The sequence below is a fragment of the Plantactinospora endophytica genome, from assembly GCF_016862915.1.
Classification (GTDB): Bacteria; Actinomycetota; Actinomycetes; order Mycobacteriales; family Micromonosporaceae; genus Plantactinospora; species Plantactinospora endophytica.
This window is the reverse complement of sequence record NZ_BONW01000001.1, coordinates 58188-82624: the sequence shown is the minus strand read 5'-3', so window position 1 is coordinate 82624 and position 24437 is coordinate 58188. Positions and strand designations below refer to the sequence as shown.

The window sequence follows — 24437 nt, the reverse complement described above, 5'->3', positions numbered from 1 at the left end:
GGGAATACAAGGCCCCCCGTGCACCCGCCAGAGCTCGCTTATCCTTGCTGCCTTCCGGCCCTGGGGAGGTTCACGAGGTGACGCCACACGGGGGGTGCCGCCAAGTGTACCCGGCCCCTCGGCGGAGCTTCGGGGGGATGGGCGGGGTGGGCGTACGGCGGGGAGCCTGTATCCTGTCGGACGGAGGATTCGCCTAGAGGCCTAGGGCGCACGCTTGGAAAGCGTGTTGGGTTCACACCCTCACGAGTTCGAATCTCGTATCCTCCGCTCGCCTGAGCAGCACGTATGTCGAGGCCGGTCCTGTAGGACCGGCCTCGGCTGTTCTCAGGGGCTTTCGTCTTGTTGCTCTGATCAGGCCGGCAGCAGCTGCCTGCCACCGAACCCCGTCGTCCTCTTCTGAGGACACTTTGAGTCCGACAAAGGATGAGGAGACGGTGGGCGCACGGGGACGGAAGCCACCGCACCCGCTGCTAGTGGTGGGGTTACCTAACCTGCCCGACTAGCAGGAGACCAGCTCCTTGACGGCCTCTTTAGCCCGCCGGACAAGCTCGCGACGAGAAGCAGGCAGGGACTGCTTCGCCGCAATCGTCAGTGCCTCAATCGCGAAGCTAGCTACCGGCTCCAGCACCTGATTCTGCTCAAGGCCCGGAGGGAGCGCCCATTCGCGTTCGAAGATAAGGCGATGGCGATGCGCAACACCAACCGTCACATAACGGCGCCGAGGCGATCGAAAAACGATCTGATCGAGAATTCCGGCGCCTTCGTCTTGCTCAACGCTTGCGAGATCCTCGGGCGACAGCGGCACGTACAGCCAGAGCGAAAAATCGCCGGTGTAGCCGAAGGCGCGCCAATAGAGGTGGGCTCCACCGTGAGCTTTGATGACACCTAGAGTAGGAACGCCATTATAGCGATCGAAGATTTCTACCTCGTCGATAGCCGAAAGGGGCGCCCACGCAAGGCTACCAACCTCGGGCATCAGCGACTTACCCATGAGCATGATCCTCCCCCGCGCCAGTGAAGCACTCATCAAATGCCTTCGCCAGGGATGTGTCCCACTCCACAGGGCCAACCTCGCCCTGAGGCGGAAATACGGACACATGGAGAGGGCTACCCTTCGTAGGCGAGTGTTTAACAACGAAACCGCGCCGCCTCAGAGCGCCAGCCGTGGTGTAGCGAGCAGCCGCAACCGGTGGCACCGTCTTGGTTACCAGCAGTGCGGCTGCCATGGCTGTCTGCCTTCCTAAAATCAGCGAAAGATCTAGTTCGCCTATCTCTTCTCTGAGAGAGTTACGAAACTCCTGCCCGTGTTCGCCATATTGGGTAAGCTCCGTATCGTCCGTCAAGATCTGGATGTCTGCGGGGCGAGGGGACACTACGTCTGCCTTCGGCCGGTCTATCCTGCGAGGGTTGCTAGAAGTTACCAGCATCTTGCAGGGAGTAGTGTCGGCTTACCGACAGCTATGACTACTGGCTGTAGTTGTATCGTGTACGATCCTCTGCCCAGACTAGCCGCCGTTGACGCCTACCGCAGCCGCTGTTCGGATGATGACTCTCGTTCGATCGGCGTCTATGAGCAAGAATCCCCACTCTGGAGCGGCCCCTTAGATCAACGTCGGCCTGTGGACGAGGGGCCAATCGCGGGCAGATCAGGGCACGCCGTGATCAGCTCGATGGCACGACAACAGTCGCGCGGCGCGAGGCCGATCTGGTCGAGTCCCAGCCCGGAACGAAGATCATCCGCTTCCCCCCTGCCCCTCCAAGGTGTTCTCAGCCCACCCAGAAGAACGCAGACACGCTCCCTGCTCCGACCTGTGGGCCCGCCTGTGCTGACGAGAGGAGGACCGTGACCGCCGCACTTGCCCCTCTGGATCACCTCAACGCTCGCTCGGCACTCGCCGAAGCCTGCCTCGCGGTCGGCCTCGATCCTGCCGGCGCCGAGCTTGTCCGCCTCGGCGAGAACGCGGTCTTCCGGCTACGCCGAGAGCCCGTCATCGCGCGGGTGGCCCGCTCGCCAGCGCGTCGCCGTGCGGAGCGCGAAATCGCCATCTCCCGCTGGCTCGACGCGGAGGGCATTCCGGTCATCCGCACCCTGGAGTTACCACAGCCGATCCTGGCTCAGGGACGCGTGGTCGTTTTCTGGAAATCCGCCGCTGACACGACGGCGTACGGCAACACCGCCGAGTTGGGTGAGATCCTCCACCGGCTGCACAGTCTCAGCCTCCCCGCAGAACTGTCGATGCCGCCGCTGGATCCGGTCGCTGGCGTCCGGCAACGCATAACTACGCTCACCAGTCTCTCCGAGAATCAACAATCGTTCCTCGACGCTCGGTGCGCGGAGCTTCTTTCGAACTACGGAGCCTTGGCAACCGAACTACCGACCGGGGTCATCCATGGCGACGCCAACGTCGGCAACCTGGTCCGGGGTCGCGACGGACACCCGGTTCTAGCGGACCTCGACGGGTTCGCGTACGGGCCACGGGAGTGGGATCTCGTGCTCACGGCCCTGTACCACGAGCGGTACGGGTGGCACACCCGTAAGGAGTACCAGCAGTTCGCCGATGCCTACGGCTACGACGTACTCCAAGCGGACTGCTACCGGACGCTTGCGGACCTGCGTGAGCTGCTCATGGTGGCATGGCTCGCCCAGAACGCCTCGCACGACCCGAAGGCGATGCAGGAACTGAACAAGCGGCTCACCACCCTGCGGACGGGAATCGGGCACCGGGACTGGCAGCCGTTCTAGCAGCCCTCCCTTGCTGCTCGACGATCCCACAGTCGATGTCCTACCGCGCCTTCTGTGAGGTCGCGATAGGCGCGGTGCCCAGCGAACCGGCTCGCCCGGGAGCGGAACTCCCGGACGTAATCTTCGCAACGAGCCGACTTGAGCTGCGAACCCAGGTCGAGCGCGTGCCGAACGGTACGGCAGGCTTCCTCGATCTCGCCGAGGTCGAGATAGCCACCGGCAAGCTTCATGGTCACGAAGAACGTCGTCCGGACCGATCCTCCACCCGAGGCGAGGTACCGCCCAGCGCTGGCAACGGCATCATTTCCACGCTGAAGGTCGCCGAACGTGTGACTTAACTCTGATGCCATCTCGGCGTCGTCGAAGTACCGGATCCACTGTGGGTCGTTTTCGGGCGATCTTCTCTCGAACATCCTGACCGCCTGGCCGAGGGCCCGTTGGGCGTCGCGGGCATCCCCGGCGGCCGCGAGGGCTCTTGCCTCCATGACGTGAAAGTGCGCGGTCAGCGTCGCAGTCGCGCAGCCACGTGTCCCGGTCCTGGCGGCCCGGGCGAGGTTCGCGGCATCCCGTGGTTTGGCCAGGTAGGTGGCCTGATGGCTCATGGCGTCGAGGATGCCTCCGGCGAGCAGCACGTCGTCGGCCGACTGGGCGAGCCGAAGGGCCTGCACGAAGTAGCGCTGGGCCAACCCGTGGAGTCCGGCGTCGTACGACATCCAGGCGGCGAGCAGCGCGGTCTGCGCGACCGCGGCGTGCAACTGCCGACCGACGGTCTTGCTGTACCGCGCCGAGAGGAGCGCGGCGACATCCGAGCGAAGGTACTGGATAAGTGCACGTCGGGCGTGACCACCGCCGAAGCGTTCATCCAGTTGGGCGAAGAGATCGCAGGTAACACGCACCGCTGCGATATCGGATGCGCCGATACGTAGTCCTCCCGGTCGGTCCTCAGTCAGATCCGCGCCCGGCCTGACGAGCCAGCTGAGCGAGCACTCAGACCAGGCACGACTTTCGGTCGGGGCGCCGAGGATCTCTCGCACCTCATCAAGATCGGCTTGCCACAGGCGTTCAAGCGCGTGGATCGCGTCACTTGCGCTGTCGCCGTAGACCGTTCCCACACTTCTGTCGACCGACTCCGGCTCGCCCATGCCAATCGCCACAAGCGAGACTGACCGCGCCAGTTTGACACCGAGTACCTCCGCGATGAGACGCGCCGTCCTGGCTCTTGGCCGCGTGCCGGCGAGCCATCGGCTCACGGATGTGTGATCGCAGTTGATCGGAGTGCCAGTTCGTCCGGAAAGCTGACGTACCGCACGGGCAAGGGCCTTGTTCGACATCCCGGCGGTTCGCATGACCTCAGCCAGTTGATCGTTGGGCGACGTGCCTGGCAATGCTCGGCCTCCTTTCCGCCGACGGGACGCACACCTCAGACCATCTTGCACATTTGCGCCCCCGGATGCGCCCTGCCCACGCCCGCAAATTCCCGCCACGCTGGTTTCAGCAATATCCATTTCCAAGCAGGCAGCCGGCCAGCGGGTGCACTCGAACTGGATGTGACGAGCGCGAACTCTTCAGCCTCCGGCCGCAAGTCACATCCGCCACGGCCGGGGCCGGTGTCTTCCCCGTACACCGGTCCCGGCCGCACTTCGACCGGGTGCGGCGGTCGGTGCCGGGTCGGGCCCGGCCGCCGCGCCCCACCGATCGAGGAGGTCAGTGTGAGTCTGTGGCGACGGTGGCGGGAGTACCGCCTCGACAAGTGGACGGCCGAGGTCGAGCGGGTGGCGCGGGCACAGGATGCGGCCGAGGCGGAGGCCGCGCGTCAGCGGGTACTCGAAATGGCCCGCCGGCAGCGCGACGACCCGGACCGCGGCACCGGTCCCGAACCCGCCCAGCCCGCCCACACTCGGCCCTCCCCGACCTCCGCTGTCGGCCTTCCTCCGGTCACCTATCTACCGGTCGGGACAGCAGTGCTGAGCTGGCTCCGACGCTGGTGGTCAAGGCGTTGGCCGATTCACCCCCAGGACTACCGATGGGACGGTCAGCGCTGGCGCCGGTACCAGGAATGGCGATGACCGAGCCGCACCCGACCGTCAACCCGCCCGTCGAGATTCCGGAGCTGCCGGTCGGCACCCTGCTCCGACTCCACCCCGGCGAATGGTCGCACTGTGCCATCGTGCCGCTCGGGATGTACCTGGAAATGACCCTGTCCCGGATCCACCGCAACACTGTCCACGCGGACCGGGCGGCGCTCTGGGTCTGGGTCGTCGGACACGAACACCCGGCCTGCACCTGGGCGCATGTCGATTCGCATCCACCGTGCCTACATCTTCTGGTACGGATCGACGTCCTCACCGCTGCCGCAGACCGGTAACCGCCTCCACCCGCACCACACGGTCTCGCCTCCACCGCCTCGCGAATCGCGGACGTCACAGTGGAAGATCGTCCTCCGAACGGCGGAGCCGGGCGGCAAGATCCGACTGGCATCATGTGTGCACCGCCAAATCACGAGGAGAACATCGTGCGCCCTCGCCTGCGCTGGTGCGCCGTGCCCGCTTGTGCTGCGGCGGTCGTGGCCATGCTGCCCACGACCGCTGTCGGAGCACCCGTAAAGCCACGGCCCACCACGCCTATCACCCGGGACAGCGCGGGGATCGACGTCCAACGCGTACGGACCTCCGGTACGGCCGCTCCGAAAATTGCCGCTGCCGCCACGACCTCACGTCTCGACATCGATCGTGACGGCAAAGACGAACTCGTCGCGGGTGGCTTCCTCCTGCGCGGTTACGGCGTTGTCGTCACCTATTCCGGCCTGCCCTACCGCGACCACATCACCGCGCCGATCACGTCGCCGACCCGGCCGAACTTCGGCGACTCGATGACCTCCGGTGACTTCAACGGCGACGGCTACGCCGATCTCGTGGTCGGCAACGCGGGCGAGTTCACCGCCACGGGCGACGCCTTCGGCGGTGCGGCCTGGATCTTCTACGGCAGCGCCACCGGCCTCGACGTCGACCGCCCTCAGCATCTCAACCAGGACACGCCCGGCGTGCCGGGCGACATGAGCTACTACGACAGGTTCGGGTCCGCGCTCGCCGCCGGTGACGTCAACGGCGACGGCCGGGACGATCTCGCGGTCGGCTCTCCCGGCGAAACGGTCAACGGGTCGCGCAACGCCGGCTCGGTCACCCTGTTCTACGGCAGCGCGACGGGGATCACGACGGCGAACGTCCAACTGGTCAGCGCCCCGGACCTGGCCATCGTGCCCAGCGCCGGGTTCGGCACGTCGGTCGCCATCGGCGACACGACCGGAGACGGGTACGCCGAGCTTGCCGTAGGGGCTCCGATGGACGGCGAGGACTACGAGACGCCGTACCGGGGCGGGTTCGTCAGGCTGCTGCGGGGCGGCCCCGGCGGGATCACGACCACCGGGGCCACCACCCTCTACGGTTCCAGTTTCGGCATCGGTGCTCTCGGCGACGAGACGACGATCGCCGACGTAGACGGTGACGGGGACGGCGACGTGGTCGCCGGTGCTCCGAGGAGCTGGGTCGGCTACATCGTTTCCGCCCCGGGCACGCCTGCGGGCATGGACACCTCGAAGGCCAGGGCGATCAGCATGGAGACGCCGGGGGTTCCCGGCGACCCGCACACCCACGTGGAGGGCGACTCGCCGCACTCGTACTTCGGCAACGGGCTGTCGGCCGGGGACGTGACCGGGGACGGACGGGCCGACGTACTCACCGGGGCGATCCGGTACGACCTCGGTACGGTGCAGGACGCCGGAGCGGTGCTGCTGATTCCCGGTACCGCCGAGGGGTTGACCGGAGCCGGCTCGGTCATGCTGACCCCGGGCTCCACCACCGGACCGCTGCACGACCCGCAGCCGAACCTTCTCGGGTCGCCGGTCCGGGAGGGCTATTTCGGCGAGGCGACCTCGATCCTCAACCTCGACGGCACCGGCGCGCTCGACATGCTCGCCGCGACGAGCATGTCCGGCGACGGCGGGCTGCTGGCCGAACTCGACGTCTGGTACACGGTGAAGCGCCGCCCCACCGACAGCCGGACGCTCTCCGGGCTGACCGTCGCCAACGTGCGGACCGGCACGGGGTTCGGGGCGTACACCCTCGGACACACGCTGCTGCACCGCTGAGCAGGGCCACACCGGGCCGAGCCGGGCCAAGCGCCCGGCCGGCCCGGTTGCCGGTCACGCTGCTGTTCGGGTCACTTCCTGACCCGGTACCGGAGGTGGGTGACGCCCGCACCCTCGACCACCTTGACCGGGCCGTCGAACTGCGCGGGTACGGCGGCCAGGTCGGCGAAGAGGGGCGTGCCGCTGCCGAGCACCACCGGTACGAGTTCGATGCCGATCTCGTCGAGCAGGCCGGCTTCGAGGCACTGCCGGGCCATCTGGCCCCCGTTGACGACGACGTCCTTGTCACCGGCGATCTCCTGCGCCTTTGCGACGGCGGCCCCGATGCCCTCGGTGACGAACACGAAGTTCTCGTCCGCCACCGGCCGATCCTCCGGTAGCCGGTGGGTGAGTACGACCACAGTGACTCCCATCGGATGACGGCCGCCCCAGGCGTTGGTCATGTCGTAGAGGTGCCGGCCGACGACCAGGGCTCCGGTGTTGCCCCACTCCCCTTGCAGCAGTTCCGCGCTCGCGGCCGAGAGCCGCAGCGGCGGTACGTTCGGACTGGCGGTCGGGATCTCGACGTCGCCGTTGCCGTACCACTGGAACAGCAGGTCGAAGCCGCTCTCGTTGGGGCCGGCGATGTAGCCGTCGAGTGACATCGTGCCGCCGGTGATGACCTTGCCCATGTCTCGGTTCCCTTCGTTTCTGGTCTCCTGTCAACACGTCGTCCGGCCGGACCGCCGGCAGGACATCCGGCGCCAAGTTTTTTCGCGCGTCCTTCCCCACCGCCTGCAACCTGGGCGCCTACGCCGCGAACCGGATGGGTTTCGATCGGGTCGGCCGACCAGGCCTCGACGATCGGGGCTCCGCCGACCAGCACCGTCGCCGCGAGCCGACAACCTGGGACCGGCATCCGAAAACAACGGATCCCCGTACGCCCGCGCAGGGCGTACGGGGATGTGAGGGGTACGGGTCAGGCGCAGATCGCGTACGCCTTGACGGCCCACGAGTTGCCGTAGCCGCCCTCCTCCTCGGCGCCGGTCACGGTGACCGTGGTGGACGAGTTCGCCCACATCGCGGTCATCCGGACCTCGCCCTGGCCGTTGTCGATCTCGCCGCCGACGCCGTGCACCCGCTTGCCCTCCGGGCACCGGGCGACCGCCGTCTTCGGGGTGGTCGAGTCGAGCGTCCCGAAGCCGGTGATCCGGACCAGCCCGGCCGGCGGCGTCGCGCAGATCGCCTTGCCGACCATCGTCCAGTTGTCGAGGTAGTCGGTGCCGCCGTCCTCCATCCCGGCAATCGAGATCTTGGTCAGGTCGGCGCTCGGCCGCAGGTCGTCGATGACCACCCGGCCCATCCCGCCGGACATCTCCGCGCCGAGGCCGAGGACCTTCTTGCCGGGCGGGCACTCGACGTCCATCGTCTTGCCGACGTTGGAGTTGTTGTCCGAGAGCTGCGTGCGAGTCTCCAGCCCGGCCGGGGCCGGCGCGCAGAGCGCCGAGGTGGTGATCGACCAGTCGCCGCCGAAGCCGTTGCCGTCCTCCCGACCCGTCACCGAGTACGCCTCGCCGCCGACCAGCGGCAGCATGGTGTCCATCACCACCTGGCCGTTGCCGTCGGAGATCCGTCCGCCGCCACCGAGCACCGTCGTACCGACCGGGCATTCCGCGTTCGTCGTCTTCCAGTCGCTGTTGTCCGGGCCGCCCGCCACCTTCAACACCAGGCCGGGTACCGCGCTGGCCGGCGCGACCAGCGCCAACTGCGCCACCAGCACCGCGGCGGACGCCAGGCCCGCCGTGCTGACGATCCGCCGGACCCGCCCAGCACCATTCCGTCGTACGTACATCGGGCAGCCTCTCCTCATTCTTCATCCCGTATTCGGGTCGGCCGGACTGTCAATTCGCCGACAGTTCCCCGAACTCGCTTTCTTTCGGGGCCGACCCGCCTCCGACCTGGGTTCTCCCGGTCGAGAAAGACGTTACGAGAAAGCAGTCCACACCCGACTCACCAATTCGTGCCGCCCTGGCGGGCAGCACGGGGCGGCCGGTCGACGCATCAGCGCGACGGTGCCGCCGATGCCCGGGGTACCGCCGGATTGTCCGCGCCGGTGCGGCGCAGGACGACCCGGATCAGTTCCATGGCCGCCCCGGCGGCGACCGCCAGCCCGACCGCCACGCCCGGCGCCGTCGTGCCGACCAGGCTCAACTGGAAGAACTCCTGGAGGAACGGCACCACCAGGATGACCGCGAAGGCCAGGCCGAGGGCCAGCACCAGCAGGATCCGCCACCAGGTGTACGGGCGGGCGACGATCGCCACCGCCCAGAGCCCGACCAGGAAGAGGGTCAGCGTCGCGGCCGAGGTCTCCGCCGCCAGGTCGCCGCCGTAGACGCTCCGGGCGAAGAGGTACGACGTGATCGTCGCCGTCATCGCCACCACCCCGGCCGGTACGGCGAACCGGAGCACCCGGCCCACGAAACCGGGCCGCGCCCGCTCGTGGTTCGGTGCCAGGGCCAGGAAGAACGCCGGAATGCCGATGGTCAGCGACGAGATGATGGTCAGGTGCCGGGGCAGGAACGGGTACGGCACCTGACTCAACACCACGATCACGGCCAGCAGTACCGAGTAGACCGTCTTGGTCAGGAACAGGTTCGCGACCCGTTCGATGTTGCCGATCACCCGCCGCCCCTCGGCGACCACCGCCGGCAGCGCGCCGAAGTTGTTGTCCAGCAACACGATCTGCGCCACCGCCCGGCTGGCCGGGCTGCCCGAGCCCATCGCCACGCCGATGTCCGCGTCCTTCAGCGCGAGTACGTCGTTGACGCCGTCGCCGGTCATCGCCACCGTCTCGCCGGCAGCCTGGAGCGCCGCCACCATGTCCCGCTTCTGCTGCGGCCCGACCCGGCCGAACACGGTGTGCTTCGCCATCACCTCGGCGAGTTCCGCCGGATCGGTGGGAAGTTCCCGGGCGTCGACCGGATGCTCGGCACCGGGCAGTCCGAGGGTACGGGCGACCGCGCCGACCGAGAGCGCGTTGTCCCCGGAGAGGACCTTCACCGCCACCCCCTGCTCGGCGAAGTAGCGCAGCGTGTCCGGCGCCTCCGGCCGGAGCCGCTGGGCGAGCACCACCAGCGCGACCGGGTGCACCGGATCCCGTGCCGACCCGTCGGAGACGGCCCGGGCCAGCAGCAACACCCGCAGGCCCCGGGCGCCGTACGCGTCCACCTCGGCCAGCGCCGGATGCCCGGCCGGCAGCAGTACGTCGGGAGCGCCGAGCCGCCACTGCACACTGATCCCGGACGGGTCGGTGAGGGTGGCACCGCCCCACTTCCGGGCGGACGAGAACGGGATCCGCTCCCCGATCCGCCACCCGTCCGACGGCGCCGGATACGCCTCGACCACCGCCCGCAGGCTGGCGTTCGGTCGCTCGTCGGCCGCGCCGAGCAGGCCGAGCAGTCCCGGCACCGGGGCGGTCGGGTCGAGTCGGCGTACCTCGGCCACCGCCATCGCCGCGTCGGTGAGGGTGCCGGTCTTGTCCAGGCAGACCACGCTGACCCGGGCCAGTCCCTCGATCGCCGGCAACTCCTGCACCAGGCAGCGCCGCCGGCCGAGCCGGATCACGCCGACCGCGAAGGCGACCGAGGTGAGCAGTACCAGGCCCTCCGGCACCATCGGGACCAGCCCGGCGACCATCCGCCGTACCGCCTCCGGCAGGTCGTCGGAGTTGACCAGGTACTGGCTGACGATCAGGGCCAGCCCGGTCGGGACGATCAGCCAGGTGACGAACCGCAGGATGGTGTTGAGCCCGCCGCGCAGTTCCGAGTTGACCAGGGTGAACCGGCTGGCCTCCTCGGCGAGCCGGGCCGCGTACGCCGCCCGGCCGACCTTGGTGGCCCGCATCGCCCCGGCGCCGGCCGTGACGAAGCTGCCGGAGAGCAGCGGGTCGCCGGGCTGCTTCACCACCGGATCGGCTTCGCCGGTCAGCAGCGACTCGTCGACCTCCAGTTGCTCCGCCTCGACCACCACCCCGTCGACCGCGATCTGGTCGCCGGATCCCAGCTCGATCAGGTCGTCGAGGACCAGGTCGGCCGAGGTCACCTCGACGGCCTGACCGTCCCGGCGTACGACCGGGCGGGCCGCGCCGACGATCGCCAGCCGGTCGAGGGTGCGTTTGGCCCGCAACTCCTGCACCACACCGATCAGGGTGTTGGCGATGATCACGCCGCCGAACAGGGCGTCCTGGATCGGGCCGACCGCGAGGATCACCCCGAACAGTACGCCCATGATCGCGTTGATCCGGGTGAACAGGTTCGCCTTGACGATCTCCCCGACGCTCCGCCCCGACCGCACCGGTACGTCGTTGACCTGCCCGGCCGCGATCCGTTCCGCCACCTGGGCAGTACTCAGCCCGGCTTCGGTTGTCAGCATGGGCTCGACGCTACGAATCGGAGGTACCGGTCGGCTGCACCCGATGGTCAGCGGTCGACCCTGAGCTTTCTCAGGGTTACCGGCGTCGACTTTTCCGGGTCGGCGGGGCGGCGTCCCCGATCCTCGGCAGCGGAGCGGCTGCGTACCGTCGGAACGGTGCGACGACCCGCCGCGCTCAACTGGACGCTGCTCCGGGACGTACTGCTCTGGGCACCGCTGGCCGCCCTGGTCACCTCGGCCTGGACCGGGCACCGGGCGTACCCGATCGGGTTGCTGTTCGGCGGCCTGGCAGTCTGGGGCGGCGCGGTGGCGGTGCGGCGCCGCCTGCCGCTGGTCCCGCTCTTCACGGTGGTGCTGCTCTGCACCCTGGACGGCAACTACTGCTTCGGCCTGCCGCTGGTCAGCTATCTGCTCGGTCGGCAGATGGCCGGCACCTGGCCGGCGGCGGCGAGCTTCTCCGCACTGGCGGTACTCGGCACCCCGCTGGTGCTGACCTGGTCCGGCTTCGTCGCCTGGGCGACGATGGCCGGCGCGCTGGTCTACGCCGGCCTCTTTCCGTGGCTGGTCGGGCGCTACCAGCGGCAGCAGCGTGCGCTGGTCGCCGCCGGCTGGGAGCAGGCCGAACAGCTCGAACGCGAGCAGCGGATGCTGGCCCGGGAGGTACGGCTCCGGGAACGGGCGCGGATCGCCGAGGACATGCACGACTCGCTCGGCCACGAGTTGAGCCTGCTCGCGCTCCGGGCCGGCGCGCTGGAGCTGGCCCCCGACCTGGACGAGCGGACCCGGGCGGCGGCCGGCCAGCTCCGGGCCGGCGCCGCTGCGGCAACCGGACAGTTGCGGGACATCATCGACGTCCTCCGGGACGATCCGGCGGACGCGGACGGAAACGAGCCAGCGGGCGTGGACGTGCCGGCAGCCGGTAACGAGCCGGCGGATGCGGACGTGCCGGGGGCCGGGGACGAGTTGCCGGGCGGGGACTGGCCGGCGGGCTGGAGCAGGCCGACGGCCAGGCATGGGAACGAGCCGGCGGGTGCGGACCGGGGTGAGTCGGTGGGCGCTGTGGCGGTGGGCGGTGCGGCGGTGCGGGCCGGCGTCGACGGCGTCGTCGAACTCGTGCACCGGGCCCGGTCGGCGGGGATGCCAGTGGCACTGACCCACACGACCGAACCCGAATCGCTGCCGCCGCTGGTGGCGCGGGCCGTCTACCGGGTGGTGCAGGAGTCGCTGACCAACGCCAACAAGCACGCCCCCGGCGCGGCGGTCACCGTCCGGCTCGGCACCGACGAGGCAGCCGAATCGGTGCTGGTCAGCGTCGTCAACGCCCGGCCGCCCGGTGCACCGCCGTCCGCGCCGGCTCCGGGCCGGGGCGGGCGCGGGCTGGTCGGGCTCCGCGAGCGGGTACGACTGGCCGGCGGCACCCTGCACACCGGCGAGCGGGACGGCGGCTTCGAGGTCGTCGCCCGACTGCCCAGCCGGGCCAACCGTCCCAGAGCCGCCCCGCCGCCGGCCTTTCCGCAGGGGTCGACGACGCCCAGCACCGTTTCGACGCCCAGCACCGTTTCGACGGCCGGGTCCGGGGTCGGTTCGGCGGCCGATCGGCGTCGGCGGGTACACCGGGAGGCCCGGCGGCGCCTGGTCGCCGCAGCCATGGTGCTGACCACGCTCGCCGGTACGCTCGGCGGCGCGGCGCTCGGCTACTACCTCTACGCGACCAGCAACTCCGTACTCAGTCCCGACCGGTACGCGAAACTGCGGGTCGGCCAGGACTGGGCCACAGTGCTGCCACTGCTGCCCCGCCGGGAGATGCTGGAGCCGCCGGACCCGGATCCGCTGCCGAAGCCGCCCGGCGCCGAGTGCCGCTACTACCGTTCACACGGCGACGTGCTCCAGCCCCGGCTGGACGTCTACCGGCTCTGCGCCGTACGCGGCCGGCTGGTGGCGAAGGACCTGCTCGCGACGCCCTGACGGGTCCGCTCACGACGCCGCCCGTCGTGGTGAGCGATGCTGCCCCGTCGAGATCGGTGATGCCGGCTGTCGGGGTCAGCGGTGCTGGACCCAGACGTTGGGCTCGACGTAGACGCCCTGATCGGCCTCGCGGTCGACGTGGAGTGTGCTCAGGCCGCCCGGGATGACGAAGTCTCCGGAGTCGGGCAACTCCAGGCCGGTCCAGCGCTGCCACTCGGCGACGGTGCCGGTGATCACCTGTGACCGGGGTGCCGTCGCCAGGATCCGCGCGCCCAGCCGCAGGTGGGTACGCAGCCACGGGTCGAACGGCAGGCCGTCCGGCCGGGTCCAGCCGGCGTACCGGTCGATCGGGGTGAGCGGATAGCGGGCCTTGTGGGTCGGCCGGACCGGGCAGATCACCCGCTGCCCGGCCGGGGCGAGGTCGCCGAGCGCCCGGAGCAGTTCACCGGCCAGCCCCCGGCCCTGCCGATCGGGGCGGACCTGAGCGGCGAGCACCGCCAGGGTGTCCGGCGGCCTGCCGGCGTCGTACGCGTCGAGCGCCCGGGCCAGCGAGTCGGTGTACCCGGTCGGCAGGTCGTCGACGGCGCCGGTCCAGCACAACGGAACCGCCCAGCCGGCCGCCACGACCTCGGCACCCTCGGCACCGCCGGCACTGCCGACGTTGTCGGCACCGTCAGCGTTGTCGGCACCGTCGGCGCTCTCGGCACCGTCAGCGCTCTCGGCGCCGTCGAGGAGGACGAGTTCCAGCCCGGCGAAGAGTTCGCGCACCCGGCCGAGGTGCCGCGCGGTCGCCTGGTCGTGGAAGACGAACTCCGGCCAGCCGTCGGCGAGCCAGGCCAACTCCTCCGCCGGTCGGGGCCGGGTGTGCAGCGGCTGCGCGATGATCACCATTACCGCATTGTGTCGGCGCGATCAGCTCGGCGTAACCGGTTTTCTTCGTACACACGTGCTATCCACAGGGTGTGGATGCGGCTCCACCACCCCGGCGAACTGGGCGAATCGGGGATAAACTACGCTGTGCTGCCGGAGGGTTACATGGAGGCACGAAAAGTCGTACGGATCGTGGCGGTGCTCGTGGCGGGCGCGGTCGCGCTCTGCCATACGTACCGGACGGTCTCGGACGAGCCGGCGGCGACGCCCGCGTACGGGCCGGACGTCCTCCACCTCAAGGGGCTACGCGACATCGAGTTCGGCGACACCGAGCAGGAGCTGCTCAGCCGTGGCCAACTCCACACCGAACCCGCACCGACCTGCGGCGCGAGCCTGGCCGGTCCGCCCACCGTCAGCCCGGTGTTCGCCGAGGACCGGCTGGTGCTGCTCTGGGCCAGCCCACCCGTACGCACCCCGGAAGGGGTCACCGCCGGTACCCCGGTCGACCAGGTCGAGGCCGCCTATCCGGCCGCCACCCGGCTGACCGCACCACCCGGCACCTACCGGTACGACGGGCTGCTGGCGAGGCAGGGCGACCGGGCGTACCTGTTCCTGCACGACGGGCGGACGGTCCGGAAGACCGTCGCCGGGTACGCCGACTACGCCAGGCGCCTCTTCGACGAAGGCTTCGGCGTCTGCTGACGCTCCCAACATCTGCCCGCTCAGGATGTCGGCGGTCGGCGATATGGTCCGGCGGTGCAGGGCAGGATCTGGTTTCCCGGCAACCCATGGCCGGACGGGCACCGCGTCACCGAGTTCGCCTGGACCGGCCGGCTCGACGGCACGGGCCGGCTCTGGTTCGACCTCATGCTGGAGAGCGCCGACTACGACGCCGACGACGAGGACCTCGAAGAAGCCGAGGACGAAGATATCGATGACGACGAGGACGATGATGTCGAGGACTTCCTCGCCCGCAACGTCTGGCAGAACTACCACTCCTGCACGCTCGGCTCCACCTGGGAGGACGCGACCGGGCTGGTCGCCGCGACACCCGGACGACCGTTCCGGCTCGCCGGCCCGGAGCCGCAACGGCTGACCGCCGACCCGCTGCCGATCGCCGATCCGCACGCCGCACCGGCGTTCCGGATCTACCTGCTCGGTCACGACTCGGTAGCCGAGCACCAGATCGAGATCACCCCCGAGCCAGGCGGCGGCGAGCGCTACCGGATCGGGTGGCAGGGACGGGTCGCGCTCACCTACACCGGGGACAGCGAGTTCCGGTACACCTTCCGGGCCGACCTGCGGGACGTCGAGCTGGGACACGTCGACATCCCGGAGACGCTCTCGGTCGACGAGGCACGCCAGCGGCTGACCGAGCTGGTCAACGTACCGGAGTGGTTCGTTCCGGCCGAGGTCGACGGGCGTACGGTGCTGAAGCTGGTCGGGCCGACCACCGCTACTCCGGTTGCCTGAGCCCGAGCAGGGCGCCCAGCCGGGTCCCGCCTGCCGGAACGCCACGTCCGATGGCCGCCAGCAACGGGCCACGCCGGCCGGCGAAAGTTGTCGCATGCACATCGTTCCCGGACTCAAGGTGCTGTACTTCGGCACCCCAGTGGTGCTGGTCAGCTCGCGCAACGCCGACGGCACCGCCAACCTCGCCCCGATGTCGTCGGCCTGGTGGCTGGGCCAGTCCGGCATGCTCGGGCTGGGCAACAGCGGCCAGACGACGGCCAACCTGCGACGGGAGCGGGAGTGCGTACTCAACCTGCCGTCGTCGGCGATGGTCGGGGCGGTGGACCGGATCGCACTGACCACCGGGAAGCGGACCGTGCCCGCGCACAAGCTGGCGCAGGGCTACCGGTACGAGCCGGACAAGTTCGCCCTCGCCGGGCTGACCGAGCAGCCGTCCGAACTCGTCCGGGCGCCCCGGGTCGCGGAGTGCCCGATCCAACTGGAGTGCCGGGTCGTCTCGGTGCTGCCGATGGCCGAGCCGACGCCGGACTGCACGGCCTTCCAGGTCGAGGTGCTCCGCGCCCACGTCGACGAGTCCCTGGTCATCCCCGGTACGCACTACGTCGACCCGGTCGGCTGGGATCCACTGATGATGAAGTTCTGCGAGTTCTTCGGCGGCGGGCACCACCTGCACCCGTCGAGGCTGGCCGACGGCTGGCAGATGCCGCACCAGCTACCGGCGGTGTCGAGCACGGTCAGCGAGAAGGTGGCCTCTGGTGGATCGCGCTCATGATCGCCGCTCCTGAGGCAGCCGCCAGCACACCGAGTGCCACCCCGATGCCCAACATCCGGAAGGAAGCGGGGCCACTTTCCGGGCGCCCGTACCGGCCGCTGCCCGGGTGCCCCTGACGACGCGCTTCTTCCAGCGCCTCGTAGGGACGCAGCGCCGGACCGGCCGCGACAGCTTCGCGGTACTGCTCGTCCAGCAGTCGGAAGAATCGCGCCCGGCGTCCGTACCGGTCCTGCCGCGCCGAACCGAACCTCTCCCAGTACTGTCGGGGCACCTCGCTCTGGAACATCCGCGCCGCGAATCCGCGCAGTCGCTCGGTGGACAGGTCTCCCGAACTCCACGCGTCGTACCAGTAACTCAGGATGCTGCTGACGTAGTAGTAGAGCCGCTCGTCCTGATGGATTTCGGCGACCCCTGGCCCCCAGCACTGGCCGTACCCGGGATTCTCGTAAGGCAACCTCATGATCGCCTCGTGCGCCTGGCGGGTCGCCCGAATGTGCTCCAGGCGGGCCTGCCTTCGCTGCATGAGCAGGGAGAGCGAGACTCCCGCCACCGCCAGTGCCGACAACAGCGCCGACACCGCGCCGTACGTCTGCCCGATGTTGCTCAGTTTTGCCCAGTCACTGCCGTCGCGGTCGATCAGCAGCAGGACGAATGGCGAGGTCGCGACGGCGATCAGCAGGATGACGACAGCGACGGTGGCACCTGTCAGCCGAATCGCCGTCGCGACGGCACGGCGGAGCTTCGCACGCCGGAGTTCCTGATTCCGCAGGCTCAGAGTTGAGAACTTCTTCGGCTGCATGTAGCGATTCTTGTCGCTGTTGTCCACCGATTCCGGCGTCCTCACCCGCATCCTCCGGGCGCCGTGCGTCGCCTGGACGGGTGGCCCGGACCGGTCGGCGGGACGGTCCGGGCCACCCGGGATGGGGGTGTCTGTCAGCCGATCCGCTCGATCACCGGCCGCCGGATGACGAACTTGCCCGGCTCCCGGACCTGCTCGTACGCGGCGTTGTTGAGCAGCAGGCAACTGCCGGACGGGCTGGTCACCTTGACCGTGATGCTCTTGTTGTTGTCCAGGTTGGTGACCTTCAGCGTGGTGCCGATCGGGAAGGTACCGCTGGACGCGGCCGGTCCGGCATCCTCGTTGAAGAGCGTGAGGGTCGAGCCCGCGCAGACCACCTCACCACCCGCTCCGTTCGAGCCGCCGCCGGTCGAGCCGTTGCCGCCACCGGAGTTGGCCGGCGGCTGGGCGGGCGGCTTCGGCGGCTGGGCCGGCGGCTTCGCCGGGGTCTTGGTCGGCTCGGCCGCCGGCGGGGCGGCGGGCGGGACCGGCGCGTCGGCGCGTACGTCGGCGGTGCAGCCGGCGGTGGCCCGGCGCTGCTGGATGAGGTCGACGACCGCCTGCCGGTTCTCGATCCTGGCAGCGGACTGGGCGTCCGGGTTGGCCTGCTGGCCGGCGATGAAGTTCAGGTTGTTCCGCAGTGCGGTGTCCAGCCCGGCGCAGCTCTCGCCCGCGTTGCCGAGTCCGGTACCGACGGCCAGCGCGCCGCCGAGCAGGGCCGCCGCCGCCACACCCAGGAAGATCTTGCGCCCCCGGCTGGGCGTCCTGCGTCGCCTGTTCATACACCGCTCCTCGAATCACCGCTGCCCGGTTGCAGCTACCGAGCAGTACGTGGGCGGGTTCGAAGTGGATCAGTTCAGATTCCTAAATGTTCTTTAACTACGCACCGCTACATCTTCGGCGCGATCCGGCGCGGCACACTTGACCACCCGACATCGACAGCCCTACCTTTCAGGGCACCGGAAAGTTTCCTAACTGTTCTGCCGACGCTCCATCCCCCGCTTCAGGAGTGCATATGCGCGGATCCGTTCTCCGTCGACTCAGCACCGCGACCGCGATCACCGCGGTCACCGCCCTGCTGGCCGGCATCGCCGTACCCTCGGCTTCGGCCGCCCCCGCCGCACCGTCCACGCACGACGGTGGCCGGGGTGGCGACTTCGTCAAGGTCGGATACTTCACCCAGTGGGGCATCTACGGCCGGGCCTTCACCGTCAAGAAGCTCAACGACTCGGGCGCGGCCGGCAAGCTGACCCACCTGAACTACGCCTTCGGCAACGTCAGCCCGGACGGCCGGTGCTACGTCGACGGCGCGGCGCCCGAGGGCGACGCCTGGGCCGACTACCAGCGGCCGGTACCTGCGCAGGAGAGCGTCGACGGCGTCGCCGACACCTGGGGCGAGCCGCTGAACGGCAACTTCGGGCAGCTCCAGAAGCTCAAGGCGATCCACCCCGACCTGAAGGTGCTGATCTCGCTCGGCGGCTGGAGCTGGTCGACGCACTTCTCCAACGCCTCCCTCACCCCGGAGTCGCGGCGGAAGTTCGTCGCCTCCTGCATCGACCTCTACATCAAGGGCAACCTGCCCAACCCGGACGGCAGTGCCGGCGGGCCGGGGTCGCTCGCCGGGGTCTTCGACGGCATCGACCTGGACTGGGAGTGGCCGGGCTCGGCCGGTGACGTCGACACCGTCTTCCGCCCCGAGGACAAGCAGAACTTCACCGCCCTGGTCGCCGAGTTCCGCCGTCAGCTCGACGCGGTCGGCAAGCCGGCCCGGAAGCACTACGCGCTGACCGCGTTCGTACCAGCCAACCCGGCCGCGATCGACGCCGGCTTCGAGGTCCGGAAGGTCTTCAAGAACCTGGACTTCGCCACCGTGCAGGGGTACGACTTCCACGGCACCTGGGAGCCGATCGCCAACCAGCAGTCCGCGCTGCGGGTACCGGCCGGGGCCACCGAGCCGGACTTCGCGGTGGACCGCACCATCGACGCCTGGCTCGACCGGGGCGCCGAGCGCCGCAAGCTGGTGCTGGGCATCCCCTACTACGGGCGCGGCTGGACCGGGGTCACCGGTGGGCGCAACGGCCTGTTCGGCACCTCCACCGGCGGCGCCGCCCCGGCCACCTTCGAGGCGGGCTACGAGGACTACAAGGTCCTGAAGACCAAGGTCGGCAAGGACGGCTACCAGGTCTACCGCGACCTGCGCGCCGGCACCGCCTGGCTCTACGACGGTACGACGTTCTGGACGTACGACGACCCGGCCGTACTGCTCCAGAAGACGCTGTACATCCGGTCGGAGCGGCTCGGCGGCGCGATGATCTGGTCCCTCGACGGCGACGACGACCAGGCCACGCTGACCCGCACCATCGACCTCGGCCTCTGGACGCCGTAGCCGACGACGGCACCGAACCCGACCGGTACGCCCGGCCGATCCACCCGGATCGGCCGGGCGTTCAGCGTGTGGTCGCACTCTCGTCCGCTTCCGCCGGCACGTCGAGCAGCCCGCGTAGTTCTGCCCGGCCGGTGATGCCGAGCTTGGTGTAGATCCGGGCGAGCGCGTTGTTGACGGTCGGCAGGGCGAGACCGAGCTGTTCGGCGATGGACCTGCTCGGCTGCCGGGTGGCGAGCAGGGCGATCTGCCGCTCCCGTACGGTCAGCAGGCTGCCGAGGTCGGCGTGGGCCAACAGCGGCGTACGCACACCCGGGCAGTTGGCCCGCCATTCGGTGGCGGCGGCGTTGGCCAGGGCGGCCCGGGCGGGGTACCCGGCGGACCGCAGGAGCCGGCCGGCGGCGGTGGCCAGTTCGGCGGCGACGAGGTGGTGACCGAGGCCGGCGAGCTGCTCCGCGACGCGTACCATCGCCGGTCCGTCGGGTTCGGACAGTGCCCGCGCGGCGGCGGCCAGCAGGCCCGGCACCGGTCCGGGCAGCGCCGCCATCCGGGCCAGGTCGGCGCGCCCGCCCAGCCGGATCATGTCGTAGCGGGCCTGGGCTTCGACGCACGGCATACCTGCGGCGGCGGCCAGCTCCGCGCCGTGCTCGGCGTGCCGGACGGCGGCGGCGGTGTCCCCGCCGGCCAGTGCCAGCCAGCCGCGCCAGGTGGCGATCCACGGGGCGAAGAGCTGGTTCGTTCCGTTGTCGGTCCGGTCGGCGTCCGCCATCAGTTCCGCCGCGACCGCGTACTGGCCGCGCAGCGCGTACCCGAAGGACTGTGCGGCCAGGCAGGCACGCCGCAGCCGGAAGGTGTCGCTCTGGTCGAAACCGGCCCGGGCCTCGGCGAGCCGGACCTCGGCGTGCGGCAGGCGCCCCTGGACGGTGGCGACGATGCCCTCGTAGAGGGCCCACGCGCTGACCATCATCGGTACCCCGCCCTGGGTGGCGGTGCGGTGGCCCTCGGCCGCTACCGCCGCCGCCGTCTCCGGATATCCGGCGGCCAGGTGCGCCAGACAGGCCCCCACCTCCATCTGGAACCGCCCCCACGGCAGTGCCGAGGCGTACGCGGTGGCGGTCGTCATGCCCCGCAGCCGGACAGCCTCGGCCCGGTCGAGATGGCCGAGGAAGCCCAGCGAGGCGGTGGCCGCAGCGGCGGCCCAGACCAGCGCCTGCGGATCGGCGTGCTCCCCGTCGAGCACCGTCTCGGCGGCCCGCAGCGCGTCCCCGCACCGGCCGGCGAAGACGAGGATGAACGCCCGCGCGCTCTCCACCCGGGGATGCCCGGCGGCGGTGTCGAGTACCCGTTCGGCGGTGGCCAGGTCACCACGACCCCAGTAGAACCAGTCCGCCCGGGTACCCGCCCAGGCGAGCCGTTCGGTCGGCTGCTCCGGCGGGCTCACCGGCAACAGCGCGGCGGCCTCCTCGCTGCGCCCCTGGTATTCCAGGATCTCGGCCAGCAGCCGGTCGGCCGGCGGGCCGGGTTCGGCGGAACGGGCGGACCGGGCCAGCCGTTCCGCCAGGTCGAGCCCGGACCGGCCGATCGCCTGCCGGGCCCCCTCCCGGACCAGGTCGGCCCGGACGATCCTGCCCCCCTCCACCTGCCACAGTGCGGCGCGCAGGGTGTCGTCCCGGCGCCGCAGCGGCGTCGCCAACAACTGCTCCGCGAGATCCCGGTACGCCTGCCGGGACCGGGCGGCAGCCATCCGGGTACGCAGCACCTCGCCGAAGAGCGGATGGTCGAGTCGGGCCTGCACCCGTACGCCGTCCCGCTCGGCGGCCACCAGTCCGCTCTCCTCGGCGGTGGCGACCACCTCCGGGCCGGCGAGCCGTTCGAGGAAGGCCAGCGGCACCGGCTCGCCACAGGCCACCAGCTCGACGACCCTGCGGGTGGCCGGATCGAGCCGGTCGAGCCGGGCGGCGATCAGGTCGGTCAACCCGCCCGCCACCGCACCGTGCAACAACTCGCGCAGGGCCAGCGGGTTGCCCCAGGCGCCCGCGCGCAGCCGGCGCCGCTCGATCGCGTCGACGGTGCCACAGGTGCTGTGGTCGATCAGCCGGTCGATGACCGGAGTGGGCAGCGGCGCCAGGTCCAGCAGTACCGCCTCGCCCTCCTTGGCCAGCCGGGCCAGGCAGTCGGCGACCGGCTCACCGGTACGCACGGTCAGCACGACGAACGCCGCGGAACTGGAGACCAGGTTGGCGACGACCGTACTGGAGGCGTCGTCGAGCAGGTGGGCGTCGTCGACCCCGACGGCCACCCGGGTCCGGCCACCCCAGCCGGCGACCTGGGCCGTAAAGGCGCGTACCAGCCCCACCGGCCCGACCTGGGTCAGCGGCGCCCCGTCCGGCAGCCGCATCGGTTCGTCCGGCGGCTCCGGCGTTTCTTCCGGCAGCCGGGACGGCTCGTCCGGGAGCAGGTGGGCCAGGGCGCCGAACGGGATGGCGGTGGCGGCCCGGGTGGCGGCCACCCATCGGGTACGGCAGCCGAGCCGGTGCAGCGCCTCCCGGGCCAGCCGGGTCTTGCCCAGCCCGGCCGGCGCCATGATCAGTACAGCGTTCGTGGCCGAGTCGGTGAACGCCTCGACCACGGACGCCAGTTCCGTGTCCCGCCCCTCGAACGGCCACACCGTCGGCGACCACTGCGACATGACCCTCCACCCCCGTAGCCAGGCATCTGTCCCGCAGGAAGATGCTGGCAGCCGGGACTGGAGGGCAACTGAACGCGATCATCTCGTCGCCCCGGCGGGGTGGATGGACAATTGTCCGCAGGTCTCGTGCCCGGGAGGACGGGCCGACCGCCCGGGGCAGGGCGGGCGGCCGGGTCGACCTCGGTCGTCAGTGGGGATCGAGCTGGGCCGTCGGGACGGCCGGGTCAGGGTGTGGTGTTGACGGCGCCCACGTAGACCTCGCGGATCACGTCGTCGCCACCGCACCTGGTGTGGATCACGGCGTAGACCCGGACCCGCGAGCCGACCGGGGCGTCCCAGGCGATCACGAAGGGCCGGACGGCGCCGGTGTCGGACGGGGTGGTCTCGACCGTCCTGATCACGATGTCGTTCTCGTCGACGAAGGTGAACCGCATCGTGCGGCGGGGTCGCTGCACCCCGGAAAGAGCGAGGTACCGCCGTTCCAGGTCGTTGGTGCTGAGCACGATGTCGCGGGGACTCCGGCTGTCGCTGCCCGGACCGCGCCACCGGCCGTCGGCCGTGGTCTGGTAGAACTCCGCGTACTCCTGACCGCAGACCAGCGGGCCGGCCTGGGCGGGGTCCGCGCCGGCCAGGGCCACGGCGCCGGTCACCGCCGCCGCCAACGCCAGCGCCAGTCCGGTACGCCGGGACATCGTCACCGCCTGCGGCGGCGAGCCGGCGCTTCGTACTGTCGACGTCACCACAGTGCAACTCCTCTCGGTGCTGATCGACCGCCGTGGCCGGCCCCGGTCGAGGGGCGGCGAGGACCGGCCACGGTCGGCGTCGGGATCACGGGACGGTGTTGATGGCTCCCACGTTCACGGTCTTCGGCACGTCGTCACCGCCGCACCGGGTACGGATGACGGCGGTGAACCGGATCCGGGTACCGGCCGGGTAGTCCCACGGAATGACGTTCCGCTCCTGCCGGACGACGCCGCCGTCGTCCGACGCCGTGGTGGTGTACTGCCGGATGAGCGCGTTGTCCTGGTTGTAGAAGTTGAAGACGATCGAGCGGCGCGGCCGGTGCACGCCGGCCAGGAAGACGTTGCGCACCGAGGCGGCGCTGGCGCTGATGTTGAACTCGGTCGGGTTGAACAGGCTGTCGATGCTGGGCCCGCCACCGCTGCCGCCGGGCGGCGTCTGGTGGATGTAGGCCCGCTCCGCACCGCAGGCGGGCGCGGCCATCGCCGGGCTCGCCCCCACGAACGCGACACCGGTCATCGCGGCGGCCAGCCCCAGCACCAGTCCGGCGCGGCGGGTGAGGCCGGCGGCGCGGCGGGGCGTACGTGCCGGGGTGGTCGGCGCGTCCTGTTCGGTCGATGTGAGCACAGTGGACTCCTCTCCGTGACCATCTGACTGGTCTTGGTAACAGACGGTAGGTGTCCGAGGAGCCTGCTCGACAGATCAGCCGGACTGACCCATAGCGCAAGATCGAAATGACCGGCTAACCCATCGGATCGGCCACCGAGCAGCGGCGTCCGGGCGGGTTCGACCGGCACTATCGGTCCGGTCGGCCGGGTGGGCCGGGTCGAGCGGCAGGTACCCGCCACCGGCCTTGGATGACGGGTTGGGGCGGGCCGGGAGCTCCACCGGCGGGGGGCGGCGCCGACCGAGACGGCCGTCACTCGGCGGACGTTGCCTTGACATCGGCGACAAGGTCTAGCGTTGCCGATACGGGCTGGTGGAGGAGGTCGGATGCTGATCGGCGAGCTGGCGGAGCAGGCCGGCACGAGCACCCGGATGCTGCGCTACTACGAGGCGCACGGGCTGGTACGCCCGGCACGGGCCGCCAACGGCTACCGCCGCTACGACGAGGCGGAGCTGCGGGTCGTACGCGAGATCCGGGAACTGCTCGCGGTCGGCTTCGGCCTCGACGACATCCGCCCCTTCGTCGCCTGCCTGCGGGCCGGAAACCCGTCCGGGGACGCCTGCCCGGACTCGGTGGCCGTACTGCGCCGCAAGCTCGCCGAGGTCGACGACTGCCTCGACCGGCTCGGCACGGTACGGCGGCACCTACAGGAGCAACTCACCCACGCGCTCGCGACCCGGCCGCAGTAGCCGATCCCGCCGACCGTAGGGCGCTGTGCCGGCCTGCCCGACCGGCGCTGGCC

20 protein-coding genes, 1 tRNA gene and 1 other RNA gene are annotated in these 24437 nt (G+C 70.3%); 10 read left to right on the top strand and 12 right to left on the bottom strand.

Annotated elements, in window-relative coordinates; translation table 11 throughout:
* Positions 1–7: 7 nt before the first annotated feature.
* Positions 8–97, bottom strand: an RNA gene (ffs, locus tag Pen02_RS00375) — signal recognition particle sRNA small type.
* An 85-nt stretch (positions 98–182) separates the two neighbouring features.
* Here ffs and Pen02_RS00370 point away from each other — a divergent pair.
* Positions 183–267, top strand: a tRNA-Ser gene (locus Pen02_RS00370).
* Between the two features lie 232 nt (positions 268–499).
* Here the strand turns inward: Pen02_RS00370 and Pen02_RS00365 are convergent.
* Positions 500–991: a hypothetical protein gene (locus Pen02_RS00365; RefSeq protein ID WP_203863855.1), complete on the bottom strand. Its 492-nt coding sequence runs from the start codon at positions 989–991 to the stop codon at positions 500–502.
* Between the two features lie 852 nt (positions 992–1843).
* On the opposite strand from Pen02_RS00365, the gene Pen02_RS00360 reads away from it, so the two are divergent.
* Positions 1844–2743: a phosphotransferase enzyme family protein gene (locus Pen02_RS00360; protein WP_203863854.1), complete on the top strand. Its 900-nt coding sequence runs from the start codon at positions 1844–1846 to the stop codon at positions 2741–2743.
* On the opposite strand, the gene Pen02_RS00355 is transcribed toward Pen02_RS00360, so the two are convergent.
* Positions 2740–4248, bottom strand: coding sequence for a helix-turn-helix domain-containing protein (locus Pen02_RS00355; protein ID WP_504739741.1), 1509 nt, complete (start codon positions 4246–4248; stop codon positions 2740–2742). The genes Pen02_RS00360 and Pen02_RS00355 overlap by 4 nt on opposite strands.
* A gap of 557 nt (positions 4249–4805) precedes the next feature.
* Between Pen02_RS00355 and Pen02_RS00350 the strand changes: the two genes are divergently transcribed.
* Together Pen02_RS00350 and Pen02_RS00345 are read left to right on the top strand one after the other, a co-directional pair.
* Positions 4806–5108 carry a hypothetical protein gene (locus Pen02_RS00350; RefSeq protein ID WP_203863852.1) on the top strand — a complete coding sequence of 101 codons (303 nt, stop codon included), beginning with the start codon at positions 4806–4808 and terminating at the stop codon, positions 5106–5108.
* A gap of 204 nt (positions 5109–5312) precedes the next feature.
* The gene (locus Pen02_RS00345; RefSeq protein ID WP_203863851.1) at positions 5313–6887 is read left to right on the top strand and encodes an FG-GAP-like repeat-containing protein; all 1575 of its coding nucleotides are present in this window, start codon (positions 5313–5315) and stop codon (positions 6885–6887) included.
* Positions 6888–6958: 71 nt separating this feature from the next.
* Here Pen02_RS00345 and Pen02_RS00340 read toward each other — a convergent pair whose 3' ends face one another.
* The 3 genes from Pen02_RS00340 to Pen02_RS00330 all read right to left on the bottom strand — a co-directional run bounded on the left by Pen02_RS00340 (position 6959) and on the right by Pen02_RS00330 (position 11297).
* Positions 6959–7558 (bottom strand): dihydrofolate reductase family protein, encoded by a 600-nt coding sequence (locus Pen02_RS00340; RefSeq protein WP_203863850.1) that lies wholly within the window; start codon positions 7556–7558, stop codon positions 6959–6961.
* A 287-nt stretch (positions 7559–7845) separates the two neighbouring features.
* Complete coding sequence (locus tag Pen02_RS00335; RefSeq protein WP_203863849.1) at positions 7846–8718, bottom strand: hypothetical protein; 873 nt, start codon at positions 8716–8718, stop codon at positions 7846–7848.
* Between the two features lie 209 nt (positions 8719–8927).
* A complete protein-coding gene (locus Pen02_RS00330; protein WP_203863848.1) occupies positions 8928–11297 on the bottom strand; it encodes an HAD-IC family P-type ATPase in 2370 nt (789 codons plus the stop codon).
* Positions 11298–11453: 156 nt separating this feature from the next.
* Here Pen02_RS00330 and Pen02_RS00325 point away from each other — a divergent pair, with 156 nt between their 5' ends.
* A complete protein-coding gene (locus Pen02_RS00325; protein ID WP_203863847.1) occupies positions 11454–13262 on the top strand; it encodes a sensor histidine kinase in 1809 nt (602 codons plus the stop codon).
* A gap of 75 nt (positions 13263–13337) precedes the next feature.
* Here Pen02_RS00325 and Pen02_RS00320 read toward each other — a convergent pair whose 3' ends face one another.
* On the bottom strand, positions 13338–14153 hold the full coding sequence (locus Pen02_RS00320) for a hypothetical protein (protein WP_203863846.1): 816 nt from the start codon (positions 14151–14153) through the stop codon (positions 13338–13340).
* Positions 14154–14297: 144 nt separating this feature from the next.
* Between Pen02_RS00320 and Pen02_RS00315 the strand changes: the two genes are divergently transcribed.
* The 3 genes from Pen02_RS00315 to Pen02_RS00305 all read left to right on the top strand — a co-directional run bounded on the left by Pen02_RS00315 (position 14298) and on the right by Pen02_RS00305 (position 16377).
* Positions 14298–14834 carry a hypothetical protein gene (locus tag Pen02_RS00315; RefSeq protein ID WP_239139846.1) on the top strand — a complete coding sequence of 179 codons (537 nt, stop codon included), beginning with the start codon at positions 14298–14300 and terminating at the stop codon, positions 14832–14834.
* A 54-nt stretch (positions 14835–14888) separates the two neighbouring features.
* Positions 14889–15605, top strand: a complete 717-nt coding sequence (locus tag Pen02_RS00310) for a hypothetical protein (RefSeq protein ID WP_203863845.1) — start codon at positions 14889–14891, stop codon at positions 15603–15605.
* Between the two features lie 94 nt (positions 15606–15699).
* Entirely contained in the window at positions 15700–16377 is a 678-nt protein-coding gene (locus Pen02_RS00305; protein WP_203863844.1) for a flavin reductase family protein, read from the top strand.
* On the opposite strand, the gene Pen02_RS00300 is transcribed toward Pen02_RS00305, so the two are convergent.
* Together Pen02_RS00300 and Pen02_RS00295 are read right to left on the bottom strand one after the other, a co-directional pair.
* The gene (locus Pen02_RS00300; protein WP_203863843.1) at positions 16340–17221 is read right to left on the bottom strand and encodes a DUF6082 family protein; all 882 of its coding nucleotides are present in this window, start codon (positions 17219–17221) and stop codon (positions 16340–16342) included. The genes Pen02_RS00305 and Pen02_RS00300 overlap by 38 nt on opposite strands.
* A gap of 89 nt (positions 17222–17310) precedes the next feature.
* Positions 17311–17997, bottom strand: coding sequence for an SCO2207 family protein (locus tag Pen02_RS00295; protein WP_203863842.1), 687 nt, complete (start codon positions 17995–17997; stop codon positions 17311–17313).
* Between the two features lie 233 nt (positions 17998–18230).
* Here Pen02_RS00295 and Pen02_RS00290 point away from each other — a divergent pair, with 233 nt between their 5' ends.
* Positions 18231–19601 (top strand): glycoside hydrolase family 18 protein, encoded by a 1371-nt coding sequence (locus Pen02_RS00290; RefSeq protein ID WP_203863841.1) that lies wholly within the window; start codon positions 18231–18233, stop codon positions 19599–19601.
* Between the two features lie 61 nt (positions 19602–19662).
* On the opposite strand, the gene Pen02_RS00285 is transcribed toward Pen02_RS00290, so the two are convergent.
* The 3 genes from Pen02_RS00285 to Pen02_RS00275 form a co-directional block, all read right to left on the bottom strand.
* Complete coding sequence (locus Pen02_RS00285; protein WP_203863840.1) at positions 19663–22287, bottom strand: AAA family ATPase; 2625 nt, start codon at positions 22285–22287, stop codon at positions 19663–19665.
* A gap of 224 nt (positions 22288–22511) precedes the next feature.
* Positions 22512–23030, bottom strand: a complete 519-nt coding sequence (locus Pen02_RS00280) for a hypothetical protein (protein ID WP_203863839.1) — start codon at positions 23028–23030, stop codon at positions 22512–22514.
* 85 nt (positions 23031–23115) lie between these two features.
* On the bottom strand, positions 23116–23655 hold the full coding sequence (locus tag Pen02_RS00275) for a hypothetical protein (RefSeq protein ID WP_203863838.1): 540 nt from the start codon (positions 23653–23655) through the stop codon (positions 23116–23118).
* A 366-nt stretch (positions 23656–24021) separates the two neighbouring features.
* Between Pen02_RS00275 and Pen02_RS00270 the strand changes: the two genes are divergently transcribed.
* Positions 24022–24384 (top strand): MerR family transcriptional regulator, encoded by a 363-nt coding sequence (locus tag Pen02_RS00270; RefSeq protein ID WP_203863837.1) that lies wholly within the window; start codon positions 24022–24024, stop codon positions 24382–24384.
* Positions 24385–24437: the final 53 nt, after the last annotated feature.